Origin of the sequence: Bradyrhizobium sp. UNPA324 (assembly GCF_006658635.1) — a bacterium.
GTDB lineage: Bacteria > Pseudomonadota > Alphaproteobacteria > Rhizobiales > Xanthobacteraceae > Bradyrhizobium > Bradyrhizobium nanningense.
The window spans coordinates 532,514-545,028 of record NZ_LFJD01000004.1 but is presented as its reverse complement, the minus strand read 5'-3'; the positions used below and the strand labels follow the sequence as shown (position 1 = coordinate 545,028).

General features: G+C 65.5%; 12 protein-coding genes. 5 read left to right on the top strand and 7 right to left on the bottom strand.

Annotated features, from left to right (window positions below):
* Positions 1-63 precede the first annotated feature (63 nt).
* From UNPA324_RS02540 to UNPA324_RS02530, 3 genes are all read left to right on the top strand, one after another.
* On the top strand, positions 64-1,197 hold the full coding sequence (locus UNPA324_RS02540; RefSeq protein WP_141933321.1) for a glycosyltransferase family 4 protein: 1,134 nt from the start codon (positions 64-66) through the stop codon (positions 1,195-1,197).
* Positions 1,198-1,314: 117 nt separating this feature from the next.
* Positions 1,315-2,862 carry an undecaprenyl-phosphate glucose phosphotransferase gene (locus UNPA324_RS02535; protein WP_181769266.1) on the top strand — a complete coding sequence of 516 codons (1,548 nt, stop codon included), beginning with the start codon at positions 1,315-1,317 and terminating at the stop codon, positions 2,860-2,862.
* 164 nt (positions 2,863-3,026) lie between these two features.
* Positions 3,027-4,283 (top strand): O-antigen ligase family protein, encoded by a 1,257-nt coding sequence (locus tag UNPA324_RS02530; RefSeq protein WP_181769265.1) that lies wholly within the window; start codon positions 3,027-3,029, stop codon positions 4,281-4,283.
* On the opposite strand, the gene UNPA324_RS02525 is transcribed toward UNPA324_RS02530, so the two are convergent.
* Positions 4,252-4,728: a MarR family transcriptional regulator gene (locus tag UNPA324_RS02525; RefSeq protein ID WP_164936419.1), complete on the bottom strand. Its 477-nt coding sequence runs from the start codon at positions 4,726-4,728 to the stop codon at positions 4,252-4,254. The genes UNPA324_RS02530 and UNPA324_RS02525 overlap by 32 nt on opposite strands.
* A gap of 147 nt (positions 4,729-4,875) precedes the next feature.
* On the opposite strand from UNPA324_RS02525, the gene UNPA324_RS02520 reads away from it, so the two are divergent.
* Positions 4,876-6,072, top strand: coding sequence for an FAD-dependent monooxygenase (locus UNPA324_RS02520; RefSeq protein WP_141933314.1), 1,197 nt, complete (start codon positions 4,876-4,878; stop codon positions 6,070-6,072).
* Positions 6,073-6,155: 83 nt separating this feature from the next.
* Here UNPA324_RS02520 and UNPA324_RS02515 read toward each other — a convergent pair whose 3' ends face one another.
* From UNPA324_RS02515 to UNPA324_RS02490, 6 genes are all read right to left on the bottom strand, one after another.
* On the bottom strand, positions 6,156-6,938 hold the full coding sequence (locus UNPA324_RS02515) for an ABC transporter ATP-binding protein (protein WP_128920672.1): 783 nt from the start codon (positions 6,936-6,938) through the stop codon (positions 6,156-6,158).
* A complete protein-coding gene (locus tag UNPA324_RS02510) occupies positions 6,926-7,981 on the bottom strand; it encodes a dihydrodipicolinate synthase family protein (RefSeq protein WP_141933313.1) in 1,056 nt (351 codons plus the stop codon). Before UNPA324_RS02510 ends, UNPA324_RS02515 begins: the two co-directional genes overlap by 13 nt.
* A 6-nt stretch (positions 7,982-7,987) precedes the next feature.
* Complete coding sequence (locus UNPA324_RS02505; RefSeq protein ID WP_141933311.1) at positions 7,988-8,809, bottom strand: GNAT family N-acetyltransferase; 822 nt, start codon at positions 8,807-8,809, stop codon at positions 7,988-7,990.
* Complete coding sequence (locus tag UNPA324_RS02500; RefSeq protein WP_141938656.1) at positions 8,796-9,833, bottom strand: NAD-dependent epimerase/dehydratase family protein; 1,038 nt, start codon at positions 9,831-9,833, stop codon at positions 8,796-8,798. Before UNPA324_RS02500 ends, UNPA324_RS02505 begins: the two co-directional genes overlap by 14 nt.
* Before the next feature lie 26 nt (positions 9,834-9,859).
* A complete protein-coding gene (locus UNPA324_RS02495) occupies positions 9,860-10,630 on the bottom strand; it encodes an ABC transporter permease (protein ID WP_141933309.1) in 771 nt (256 codons plus the stop codon).
* Positions 10,631-10,713: 83 nt separating this feature from the next.
* The gene (locus UNPA324_RS02490) at positions 10,714-11,361 is read right to left on the bottom strand and encodes a TetR/AcrR family transcriptional regulator (RefSeq protein ID WP_141933307.1); all 648 of its coding nucleotides are present in this window, start codon (positions 11,359-11,361) and stop codon (positions 10,714-10,716) included.
* Between the two features lie 100 nt (positions 11,362-11,461).
* Between UNPA324_RS02490 and UNPA324_RS02485 the strand changes: the two genes are divergently transcribed.
* Complete coding sequence (locus UNPA324_RS02485) at positions 11,462-12,466, top strand: ABC transporter substrate-binding protein (RefSeq protein ID WP_141933305.1); 1,005 nt, start codon at positions 11,462-11,464, stop codon at positions 12,464-12,466.
* Positions 12,467-12,515 lie beyond the last annotated feature (49 nt).

Sequence of the window (12,515 nt, the reverse complement as noted above, 5' to 3'; positions counted from 1 at the left end):
TAATCCGTCTCGATATTTCCAAGGAATTGTTCGGCACACGTCGTCGAGCGCTGGTTTTGATTCATGCCACTCTCTCCTGACCGGCCGCTTCGCATCCTGCACGCCGTGCGCGCTCCGGTCGGCGGTATCTTCCGCCACATCCTCGACGTCGCCAATGGACAGGTCGACCGCGGCCATCATGTCGGCATCCTCGCCGACAGCCTCACCGGCGGCGAACGCGCCGACAAGGCGCTTGCCGAGCTCGCGCCGCGGCTGAAGCTCGGGGTGCACCGCCTCGCGATCCGCCGCGAACCTTCGCCGGACGATGTCCTGGTGTGGCTGCGGATGCGGCGCCTGATCGCCACGCTGAAGCCGGACGTCATGCACGGCCACGGTGCCAAGGCCGGCGCCTTCATCCGGATGCGGCGACGCTCCGGCGACACCATCCGCATCTACACGCCGCATGGCGGCTCGCTGCACTATCCGCTCAACACCTTCAAGGGCGAGTTCTACGCGCGGCTGGAGCGCGCGCTGATGGATTCGACCGACCTGTTCCTGTTCGAGAGCGCATTCGCCCGCGACACCTATCAACGCATCGTCGGCACACCCAAGGGCGTGGTGCGCTGCGTCTTCAATGGCGTCACGCCCGAGGAGTTCGAGCCTGTCGTGACCGCCGACGATGCCACCGACCTCTGCTATGTCGGCGAGTTCAGGCACATCAAGGGTGCGGATCTCTTGGTCGAGGCCGTGGCGCGCCTGCACGAGGGCGGCAAGAAGGTCACGTTGACGCTCGGCGGCGACGGCGAGGAAACGGCGGCCCTGAAGGCGCAGGTCGAAAAGCTCGGCCTGTCAGGCGCAATCCGCTTCATCGGCCACGTCAAGGCGCGCTACGGCTTCTCCAAAGGGCGGCTGCTCGTCGTCCCTTCGCGCGGCGATTCCATGCCCTATGTCGTGATCGAGGCGGGCGCGGCCGGCATCCCGATGATCGCGTCCAGAGTCGGCGGCATCCCCGAAATCTTCGGGGCGGAGAGTCCGGCCCTGTTCGCGCCGAGCAATTCCGAGGCCATGGCCGAGGCGATCGCCGCAGCGCTCGACGATTCCCAGGTAACGGCACAGCGCGCGGCCACCTTGCGCGAACGCATCTCCGCGCATTTCTCGCAAGCCGCGATGGTCGACGGCGTGCTCGCCGGCTATCGCGACGCATTTGCCAATCATTAACCATCCTTAGGCCCGCTTTAGAGAATCTTCCGATTTGTTCGATAATCGAAGGGCCAGGGGATGCTCGCCCGGGCGCTCAAGGCCGTGCCGCGGGCTTTGGAATGGACGTGGACGCCCGTGGAACCGCTCAACGCACGCTCGATGCTCGACGCCGCGACCAGCGCTGCGGCGAAGCCCGCTGACCAACCCTTCGTCGAGCGCCGTCGCCGGCTGACGCCCGCCGCGCTCGAAGTCGTCAACCAGAAGGTCGCCCGCGCTTATTCGCCGATCGTGATCGCCGGCTTCGTGCGCCTGGCCGACTTCACGCTGCTGAGCCTCGTCGGCATCACGCTCTATGTCGGCTATGTGATGCCGCTCTCGGGCTTCAACTGGGTCTATCCCGCGGAGGTCGTCGCCGTCGCGGTCGCCGCCGTGGTCTGCTTCCAGGCCGCCGACATCTATCAGGTGCAGCTGTTCCGCGGGCAGCTGCGGCAGATGACACGGATGATCTCGTCCTGGTCGTTCGTCTTCCTGCTGTTCATCGGCATATCCTTTTTCGCCAAATACGGCAGCGAAATCTCGCGGCTGTGGCTTGCCGCCTTCTACTTTCTCGGGCTCGCCGCGCTGATCGCCGAGCGCCTGGTGCTGCGCTCGCTGGTGCGCGGCTGGGCGCGCCAGGGCCGGCTCGACCGCCGCACCATCATCGTCGGCTCCGACAGCAACGGCGAGCAGCTGGTCGAAGCGCTGGAGGGGCAGGAGGATTCCGACATCCACGTGCTCGGCGTGTTCGACGATCGCAACGACAGCCGCGCTCTCGAAACCTGCGCCGGCGCGCAGAAGCTCGGCAAGGTCGACGACATCGTCGAATTCGCTCGCCGCACCCGCGTCGATCTCGTGCTGTTCGCATTGCCGATCTCGGCGGAGACGCGCATCCTTGAGATGCTGAAGAAGCTCTGGGTGCTGCCGGTCGACATCCGTCTGTCCGCTCACACCAACAAGCTGCGCTTCCGGCCGCGCTCCTATTCCTATCTCGGCGAGGTGCCGACGCTCGACGTGTTCGAGGCCCCGATCACCGACTGGGACCTGGTGATGAAATGGCTGTTCGACCGCGTCGTCGGCAGCCTCGCGCTGCTCGCAGCCCTGCCGGTAATGGGCCTCGTCGCGCTCGCGGTGAAGCTCGACAGCCCGGGACCGGTGCTGTTCCGCCAGAAGCGTTTCGGCTTCAACAACGAGCGCATCGACGTCTACAAGTTCCGCTCGATGTATCACCACCAGGCCGATCCGACGGCCTCGAAGGTCGTGACCAAGAACGATCCGCGCGTCACCCGCGTCGGCCGTTTCATCCGCAAGACCAGCCTCGACGAGCTGCCGCAGCTCTTCAACGTGGTCTTCTCCGGCAACCTGTCCCTGGTCGGCCCGCGCCCGCACGCGGTGCAGGGCAAGCTCCAGAGCCGGCTGTTCGACGAGGCCGTCGACGGCTATTTCGCCCGCCACCGCGTCAAGCCGGGCATCACCGGCTGGGCCCAGATCAACGGCTGGCGCGGCGAGATCGACAACGAAGAGAAGATCCAGAAGCGCGTCGAGTTCGACCTCTATTACATCGAGAACTGGTCGGTGCTGTTCGACCTCTACATTCTCCTGAAGACGCCGATCTCGCTGCTGACCAAGAACGAGAACGCGTACTGAGTTGAGAGTTCTCTGTCATGCCCCGGCTCGACCGGGGCATCCAGTACGCCGCGGCGCCAACTGTTTTCCACAACAGGCGCCACGGAGTGCTGGATCGCCCGGTCAAGCCGGGCGATGACAGCAGTGTTTGTGGCGTAAGAGTTGCGTAAGCGTATGAGCATGTGATGGCGTATGCGGCGACAGCCGATGGAGTGAGATTGGCTGCACCGGCTGCGCCCGGCGTGCTGGCGCTGCAGCGCGCGCTGGTGTGGCTGGTCGGCGCCTCCGGCGCAATCGTCTTCATCGAGCCGAGCCCCTACGAGATCATGACGCTGCTCGCGGCGGTCACGTTCTTCGCCACCGGTCTTCGCTTGCGGCTCGCGCTGATGCCGCTGGTCGTGCTGCTGGTGCTGCTCAATGTTGGCTACACGATCAGCGCGATCCCGCTGTTCGAGCAGTCCGAGGTGGTGAGCTGGATCGCGACCTCCTGGTACATGGCGGTGACCGTCGTATTCTTTGCCATGGTCATGTCCGAGGACACCGCGGCCCGGCTCGACATGCTCCGCCGCGGGCTCGTTGTCGGCGCGATGGTCGCTTCGCTCCTGGCGGTCGCCGGCTACTTTCACCTCGTGCCCGGAGGCAACGACCTGCTCACGCTCTACGGACGCGCGCGTGGCACGTTCAAGGACCCGAACGTGCTCGGCGCTTTTCTGATCCTGCCGGCGCTGTTTGCGCTCCAGAGCGTGGTTTCGGACAAGCTGGCCAAGGCGTTCCGCAACGTCATCGCCGTCGGCATCATGTCGCTCGCGATCCTGCTCGCCTTCTCGCGCGCCGCCTGGGGCGGGCTGGTGCTGACTTCCGCCTTCATGCTGGCGCTGATGGTGCTGACCGGCCGCACCAACGCGCAGCGTTCGCGCATCATCGTCATGGCGATCGTGGCCGCCGTGCTGGGCCTCGCATTGATCGCTGTGCTGCTGTCGTTCGATTCCACCGCAGAGATGTTCAAGCAGCGCGCGAGCTTCGACCAGAGCTACGACGAGGGTCGCTTCGGCCGGTTCGGCCGCCACATCCTGGGTGCCGAGATGGCGCTCGACCTGCCGTTCGGCATCGGCCCCTTACAATTCCACCGCTTCTTCCCCGAGGACACCCACAACTCCTACCTCAACGCCTTCATGTCCGGCGGCTGGCTGTCCGGCGTGTGCTATCCGGCGCTGGTCTTCACCACCGTGATCACAGGCTTCCGCCACATCTTCGTCCCCGTGCCGTGGCAGCGCGCTTATCTGGCCGTGTTCTCCGCCTTCGTCGGCACCGTCGGCGAAAGCTTCGTGATCGACACCGACCACTGGCGGCACTTCTGGATGATGCTGGGCGCGATGTGGGGCATGATCGCAGCCGCGCAGATCTACAAGATCAGGGCTGGCGAGGACGCGTCTTCAGCTTGAGAGCCGGCCGCTTCTCCGGTGGCGTGTCGAGCAGGCCCTTCAGGGCCTCCGTCGCCGCGAGCACACCCTTGTAGCCCTCGTTGGCGAACCGCAGCAGCAGACGCAATTCCTCGTCGGAATAACCACCTAACACCTTCTCCATCGCCTGCTGCATCGGCACGTAGAACTGGCCGATCTTCATCGCCGCCTCCGGCACGACGGCGATGAAGACCTTGCGGCGGTCCTTCTCGTCGCGCTCGCGGCGCACCAGGCCGGCCTTTTCGAGCCGGTCGACCACGCCGGTGATCGCGCCGGTCGTGAGGCCCGTGACCTCGGCGAGCCTCCCTGCGGTGACACGGCCCTCGAGATACAGGATGTCCATGCATTCGAGGTCGGAATTGGCAATTCCGGCAACGTTGGCAACGGTTTGCCCATAGAGCACGCCTTGCGCCGACGACCTGCGCATCGCCTCTTCAAGCTCCTGCAACAGCGCAGTGCGCGCCTTCGTCCTTGACAAGGCTGACCTCATATCTTAGGCGGTATATATCTTAGCTGCTAAGAGATTTAGCAGCCGTAATTTCTCCTAGCACCACGGAAACGTCGGGAGCAAGCCATGCCTTATCGTCCCCGCAAGGCCCTGATCATCGGCGCCGGCATCGCCGGTCCGGTGGCCGCGATCCTGCTGCGCCGCGCCGGCATCGAGTCCGCGATCTACGAGGCCTGGCCCTATTCGAAGGGCATCGGCGGCGGCCTTCAGATCGCGCCGAACGGTATGCATGTGATGGACGAGATCGGGCTGGCGAACGAGTTGATCAGCCGCGGCTCGGTCGCGGAGTCGTTCGACTTCTATTCGCAAGGCGGCACGATGCTCGGGTCGATCAACCGCGACATGGTAGGGCGCTTCGGCCAGCCGGCTGTCAACGTCTGCCGTGCCACACTGAACGAAATCCTCATCGACAAGGCCTGGTGCGCCTGCGTCTCGCTCTATTTCGAGAAGCGCCTGATCAAGATCGAGGACCGCGGCGACCAGCCGGTCATTGCCTATTTCGCCGACGGCACCACGGCCGAGGGCGACTTCCTGATCGGGGCCGACGGCATCCACTCCGTGACGCGACGCCAGGTGGTGCCGGACGGCCCGCAACCTTTCGACACTGGACTGATCGGCTTCGGCGGCTTCGTGCCGCACGCAGTCCTCGACGGCAGATCGATCGGCCGGCACGTCGAGACGACGTTCGGCCAGAGCGGCTTCTTCGGCTACGGCTATTGCAGCCCGGATCCGAACGATGGCGTGATGTGGTGGAGCACGCAGCCTGCGCACGGCATGGACGCGGCGATGTTTCGTGCGCTCGACCAGGCGACACTGAAGCAGCATCTGCGGGGCTTCCATCGCGGCTGGCACGATCCGATCCCTGATATCATCGAGGCCGCCGAGAATATCGTGGTCACCGACACGCTCGACGTCGCGACCTTGCCGGCCTGGTCGCGCAAGCGCTCGCTGCTGATTGGGGACGCCGCGCACGCGACCAGCCCCCATGCCGGTCAGGGCGCTTCGCTGGCACTTGAGGATGCGATGCGGCTCGCGCGCTTGATGCAGGAGGGCCAGGAGCTCGGCGCCACTTTCCAGGCCTTCGAGGCCGAGCGTCGCCCGCGTACCGAGAAGATCGTCGCGATGGCGCGCCGCAACGGCAACAGCAAGCGCGAATTCAGCGCCACCGGCGCGTGGATGAGAAATCAGATGCTGAAATGGCTGCTGCCGCTGGGATCGAGGAGCATGGATTTCATGTACGTTTATGACGCGCGCGCGGTATAGCGGCACAGTACCGCAGGGGTGGCAAAGCGAAGCGTGCCCACCATGCGCGACGATGATCCGCCGGGAAGACCTGAGCTAGCTTCCTACGCCGCCCCTAGTCCGAGCTTCGCGTAGATCCTTCGGGCATAAGCGCCGAACGCATCCGTCGTCTTCAGCGGAAGATCCCGCGGGAAGGGCAGGTCGATCGGGAAATAGTCGGCCATCTTCGCAGGTCCCGCCGTCAGCACGGCGCAGTGCGACGACAGGAAAACCGCTTCCTGGATCGAATGGGTGACGAAGATGATGGTCTTGCCGCTCTCGCGCCAGATACGCAGCATCTCCAGGTTCATCTGCTCGCGCGTCAGCGCATCCAGCGCGCCGAACGGCTCGTCCATCAGGATCAATTTGGGATCGTGGATGAAGGCGCGTGCGATCGCGGTGCGTTGCTGCATGCCGCCGGACAGCTGCTGCGGATATTTCTGCTCGTAGCCGGCGAGCCCCACGAGATTGAGCAGGTCGCGCGCCCGCTCGCGCGCGGCCTTGATCGGCAGGCCGACGATCTCGGCCGGCAGCAGCACGTTGTCCAGGATGGTGCGCCACTTTAGGAGCAGCGCCTGCTGGAACACCATGCCGATGTCGCGGGTCGGATCGAACGGGCTGTGGGCGTTGCCGATCCTGACGGTGCCGCCGTCGGCGCCGTGCAGGCCGGCCAGAATCTTCATCACCGTCGTCTTGCCGCAGCCGGACGGGCCGACCAGCGAGACGAGTTCGCCTTCCTGCACGTCCATCGTGACGTCGGAGACCGCCAGGAATTCGGCGCCGCCGCTGCGATAGACCTTGCGGACGCCCTGCAGGCTGATGAAGGGGTCTGGGCTCATGCCAGCCATTTGTTCAGGTTCGCGGCGACGAAGGCATCGTCGCTGAGGTCGGCGTGCTCGCGCGTGACGCGGTCGATCTCCTCTTTCTGGCCGGAGCTGAGGCCCTCGTTCGGATCGAGGCACCACAGGCCCTGCATCAGGCCCTGGCGGCGCAAGACCTCGTGGCAGCCGGCGATGCAGCCGTGAAAATTGTTGGCGACATCGAAGAAGGCGCTGTTGCAGTCGGTGACACGGGCATCGAGCGCGAGCAGATCCGCGGGTACGATGTCCTTGTGCCGCGCCGCCTTGCAGCGCTCGAACTGCTTGATCGCGCTCGCGGTCCACACCGACCAATGGCCGAGCAGGCCGCCTCTGAAGTAGGTGCGGGTCGTGACGCCGTTGTCGCGCAGATCGAAGGGCAAGGTGAGATCGAGCAGGATGTGATCGTCATTGCCGGTGTAGAGCGCGACGCGGTCGAGCGCGCCGGCCGCCGCGACACCGCGCAGCACATCGAGCGTCCGATAGCGGTTGAACGGCGCGACCTTGATCGCGATGACGTTGTCGATCGAGGCAAAGCGCTGCCAGAAGCGGCTCGACAGGACGAGGCCGCCGACGGCTGGCTGGAGATAGAAGCCGACCAGCGGGATTTCCGCCGCGACCGCCGTGCAGTGCGCGATGATCTCGTCCTCGGAGGCGCTCTTCATCGCGGCGAGGCTGAGCAGCCCGGCGTGGTAGCCGATGTCGCGCGCGGTGCGGGCCTCGGTGACCGCCTGCCTCGTCGGACCCGCGAGGCCCGCGACCATCGCCAGCGGACGCTTGGTCCAATCGGCCGCGGTCTCGGCGGCGAGCTCGAGCACCGGGCGGTAGAGGCCGACATCGCGGATCGCGAACTGCGTCGTGTGCACGCCGACCGCAAGGCCGCCTGAGCCGGCGTCGATGTAATAGCGCGTCAGCGCGCGCTGATGCGTCTTGTCGAGCTGACGTTCGGCGGTGAGCGCGAGGGGGTGCGCCGGCAGCACGGTGCCGTCGGCAATCAGCTTGCGGATGTCGCTGTTGATCTGGCTGTGGTGCATGATGTCCTATCCGAATTCGGGGCCGGCGACGGCGAATGGGGTTTCCTCGCCCGTAGAGGTGGCGGGGCCGAACCGCATGCGCTGGAACGGGCGCTCGACGGTCCAGCTAGCGGCGGTCAAGCCTTCCAGGAACGCGGCTTGCGAGGCGACAACGTCGAGCAGCAGCGGGCTGGTCTCGGAGCGCACGATCCCGTCAACCAGAGCCAGAGCTGCCGCGGCATTATCGGCAAACAACGGGCCGATATGGCGGGCGGTCCGGCCATCGCGCACCAGCGCGATGGCGCCATTCGCGGCGACGATGCGCGAGCCGGGACGCTGGGCGAAGGCAGAGAGGAGGGCGATCCGGTCGAAACCAGTCGCGCGCCGATCCCGCATGGCAAGCGCATCGAGCGTGGCGGATGATGGTGGCGGCGTCTCGGCTCGCGCAGGCTTCACCAGCTTCAGGCGACGCAATTGCAGCGTCGGCATGAACCCCAGCGGTCCGTAGACGGCAGCGCCGTCGGGCGTAGCGTCGAGCCAGCTGGTCAGGCCGTTCTTTCGCGCCGTTTCCAGGCAAACGTCGACAAGACGGGTGGCAAGGCCGCGCCGGCGATGGGTGCCTGAGACCAGCACCATGCTGAGCCAGGCGTTGTTCCCGGAATAGGGCAGCAGTGCCGCGGTCGCGACCAGCCGCGCGCCGTCACGGATGCCGAACACGATGCCGTCGCGCAGGAAGATGCGCCAGTCCTCCTCGGTCTGATTCCAGTGCGCTTCCGTCGAGAGCGCCAGCCCCGCGATCGCGTCCTGCACGCCGAGCGTCAGGATGGACGGGCCGTCAGTAGCGTCCATCGCGCACCTCGTATTTGGTGGGCTTGCCGAGGCTCGGCATGGCGCGCGAGACCCAGTCGGCGGTCCAGGCGATCAGCTGTTCGGTGTCGACGACGGGAAGGCCGAACAGTGCGACTGCCTTTGACGTGTCGGTCAGCCATGCTGTGGGCTCTTCCTTGCCCGTCAGCACCGGCGCGCGGCCGAACCTTGCGCCGAATTTTTGGGCGAGATCGCGCACCGCCAAGATCTCGTGGCCGCTGACATTGAGCGGCGAGGTCGGCGTGGTGCAGTGCGCGAGGCAGCGCAGCGCCTGGGCAGACGCATCGCCCTGCCAGATGAAATTGACATGGCCCAGGCTGACGTCGATCGGCGTGCCCATAAGCACCTTGGTCGCGATGTCGTGCAGCACGCCGTAGCGCATGTCGATCGCGTAGTTGAGGCGGAATAGCCGGCCCGGGGTCGCGAATTTGTGCGAGAAATACTCGAACATCCGTTCGCGACCGACGCAGGACTGCGCATATTCGCCGGGCGGGTTCGGCGCCATGTCCTCGGTCGAGCCTTTGCCGTCGACCGGGACGAACGGATAGATGCAGCCGGTCGAGAACGCCACGATGCGCGAGGAGGGGAAGGCCTGTGCCACCAGGGCGGGCACATGCGCGTTCATCGCCCAGGTCAGCGCCAGATCGCCCTCGGCGCCGAACTTGCGGCCAGCCATGAAGACGATGTTCGGCGCCTTCGGCAGCGCCGCAATCGCCGTCTCGTCCATCAGGTCGCAGTTGATCGTTTCGACACCGCGCGCGTGCAGCCAGTCCTTCACGCCGGCGTCGCTGAAGCGGGCCACGCCGATGATCCGGCGATCGGGAGCTGCGGCCTTCGCAAGGCCCGCCAGCGTCGGGCCCATCTTGCCGGCCACGCCGAGGATCATGATGTCGCCCTCGACCTTCCTAAGGTCGTCGATCAGGGCCTGGGTCGGCCGGCACAGCAGCTCGTCGAGGGCCGCAATATCGGGGATGGTCTTCGGCAGCGTCTGGCGGGTGAGCAGCATGATTCTGTCCTTCAAGTCTGCCGTTCCTAAGTCTGTCTTGCGTCGCCGACGACGAACATGCGTTCGAGGGCGAGCACGAGGCCATAGAGAGCGACCCCGAGCAGCGTCAGCAGCACGACCGCCATCACCATCGCGGGCGTGTCGAGCGAAGACTGCACCTGGATCATGAGGTAGCCGAGCCCGCGCTCGGAGGCGATGAACTCGCCGACGATGGCGCCGGCGACCGCCAGGATGGCGCCGACCTTCATGCCGGAGAAGATGTAAGGCAGCGATCCCGGCAGCTGGATCTTGCGGAACAGCGTCCAGCGCGAGCCGCGCAGCGACTTCACGAGATCGAGCAGATCCGGCTCGACCTCGCGCAAGCCGCGTGCGGTGGTGAGCAGGATCGGGAAGAAGCAGATGCTGAACGCGATCAGGATGTTCGGCACGATGCCGTAGGAGAACCAGACGATGAAGAGCGGGCCGAGCGCGACCTTCGGGATCATGTTCAGCGTCACGAACAGCGGCAGCAGCACGAGGCTGAGCAGCGGCGCCCAGCTGAAGATCACCGCGAGCGCGACGCCGACGAGAGCGCCAAGCGCGAAGCCGCCGAGGATCTCGAGCGCCGTGACCAGCGTGTTGGAACCCCAGGCGTAGCCTGTGGTTCCCAGCGTCTGAACGGTGGCGAGCGGCGAGGGCAGGATGAATTTCGGCACGTGGAAGGCATCGACCGCGACCTGCCAGAGCACGAGCACGGCGAGGTGCACGACCAGGATGACCGCAAAGCTGCGCGAGGCGTGTGCGCCGTCTCCTGCCACCGATTGCTCCCTGTTGGCGCGGCGGCGATGCCGCAGGTCGCCAGCCTAACCGTCCCCGGGGAAAGTTTCAACCAATTGGTTGATTAGGGCCGGAGCGACTGCAGCACCAGATCGGCGACGTGGCGGCGGCGGGCGCGGCGTGCGCTGCGGCTCGACAGGTCCTTGCCGAAGATCGCCGACAGCGTCGGCGTGTTGGAGAAGAAGAAATAGCTGAGGCCGGCAATGGAGATATAGAGTTGGACCGGGTCGATCCCCTTGCGGAACACGCCCGCGCGCACCCCTTCATTGAGGATGTGCGAAACACTCTTCACCAGGGGGGAATGCATCGCTTCCAGCCGCGTCGAGCCGCGGACGTGGCGGGCGCCGCCGCGGTTCTCGTCGTTCAAAAGCACGATGAAATCGGGGTGTGCGGCCAGATGGTCGAACGAGGCCTCGATCAGCTTGCGGATCGCCTTCTCCGGCGGCAGGCCTTCGAGATTGAGCTTGCGCTCCTGCTCGCGGATGTCCTCATAGACCCATTCGAGGACGGCGAGGTAGAGCGCGTCCTTGTCGCCGAAATAGTGGTAGACGAGCTGCTTGTTGACGCCCGCGCGCTCGGCGATCTCGTCGACGCGGGCGCCCGCAAAGCCGTGCCGGGCGAATTCCAGGCGCGCCGCGGTGAGCAGCTTGTTGCGGGTGGCGACGGGGTCGCGGCGCTGCGGCACGGTGTCGCCAGATCGTTTTGCGGGCATTTCCAACCAAACAGTTGACAAGTTGAGGGCGGGCTTGTTGCATTGGTATCCTCACACGGGGAGAGCGACAAGCCGGGTCGCTGGCATGAGGAGAGATGCGATGAAGCGTTTGCAGGTGGCTGTCGTGGCCCTGATGCTCGGTTTGCCGGCGGTGCCGGCGAGCGCGGGTGAAGCGGTGAACCTGATCCTCAACTGGACGCCGACGGCCGATCACTCGCCGTACTACTACGCCAAGGCGCAGGGCTGGTACGAGAAGGCCGGCATCGACCTCACGATCGAGACCGGCAAGGGCTCCGGCGTCTCCGCTGCCAAGGTCGGCTCGGGCGGCTCGCCCTTCGGCGTCGCCGACCTTGCCACCATGCTGGTGGCCAAGGGCAAGGGCGCCGACACCGTTGCCGTGATGAGCGTCTACGCCAATACCGGGCAGACCTTCTACTGGCTGAAGAGCTACGGCGTGAACGGGGTGAAGGATTTCGCCGGCCACAAGATCGGCAATCCGCCGGGCGATGCCTCGCGCGTGATGTGGCCGGCCTTTGCGAAAGCCGCAGGGCTTGCACCGGACTCGGTCGGCTTCGTCAATGTCGGGCCGACCGCGAAGATCGCGGCGCTGAAAAGCCATACCGTCGACATCATCAGCGACTTCTACAACGAGCATGATCTGAAGGTGATCGAGTTCGGCCAGGACCTCGGCTACGTCAACTGGAAGGAGATCGGGCTCAATCCTTACGGCAACTCGCTGATCGTCAACGGCGCGTACCTGCAGAAGAACCCGAAGGTGGTCGAAGACTTCGTGCGCGTCACGCAGAAGGCCTTTGTGGCCTGCGTTGCCGACGTCGCGCCCTGCCTGAAGGCGCTGCTCGACCAGGTCTCCGGCCTCGACAAGGAGAACCAGGAGCGCCAGTGGGAGCGCATCAAGTTCCTGATGACGGACGAGTTCACCACCACCAAGGGGCTCGGCTGGATCGACGGCGAGCGGATGAAGAAGGATTACGAGCTGGTCCAGACCTATCTCGGCATGGAGAAGCCGTTCGACGTGACGACGGCGTTCACGACCAAGATGCTGGATCCGAGCATCAAGATGGATGCGAGCAAGGTGAGGAAGTAGGGGGGCAGTCGGCGCGCTCACCTACTCACCGGTGTCATGCCCGGCTCGA

Excerpts from the sequence above, each read along its gene's own strand:
- UNPA324_RS02540 (WP_141933321.1), top strand. The coding sequence starts at position 64 with ATGCCACTCTCTCCTGACCGGCCGCTTCGCATCCTGCACGCCGTGCGC.
- UNPA324_RS02530 (WP_181769265.1), top strand. The coding sequence starts at position 3,027 with ATGGCGTATGCGGCGACAGCCGATGGAGTGAGATTGGCTGCACCGGCT.
- UNPA324_RS02525 (WP_164936419.1), bottom strand. The coding sequence starts at position 4,728 with ATGCGCAGGTCGTCGGCGCAAGGCGTGCTCTATGGGCAAACCGTTGCC.
- UNPA324_RS02520 (WP_141933314.1), top strand. The coding sequence starts at position 4,876 with ATGCCTTATCGTCCCCGCAAGGCCCTGATCATCGGCGCCGGCATCGCC.
- UNPA324_RS02515 (WP_128920672.1), bottom strand. The coding sequence starts at position 6,938 with ATGGCTGGCATGAGCCCAGACCCCTTCATCAGCCTGCAGGGCGTCCGC.
- UNPA324_RS02510 (WP_141933313.1), bottom strand. The coding sequence starts at position 7,981 with ATGCACCACAGCCAGATCAACAGCGACATCCGCAAGCTGATTGCCGAC.
- UNPA324_RS02505 (WP_141933311.1), bottom strand. The coding sequence starts at position 8,809 with ATGGACGCTACTGACGGCCCGTCCATCCTGACGCTCGGCGTGCAGGAC.
- UNPA324_RS02500 (WP_141938656.1), bottom strand. The coding sequence starts at position 9,833 with ATGCTGCTCACCCGCCAGACGCTGCCGAAGACCATCCCCGATATTGCG.
- UNPA324_RS02490 (WP_141933307.1), bottom strand. The coding sequence starts at position 11,361 with ATGCCCGCAAAACGATCTGGCGACACCGTGCCGCAGCGCCGCGACCCC.
- UNPA324_RS02485 (WP_141933305.1), top strand. The coding sequence starts at position 11,462 with ATGAAGCGTTTGCAGGTGGCTGTCGTGGCCCTGATGCTCGGTTTGCCG.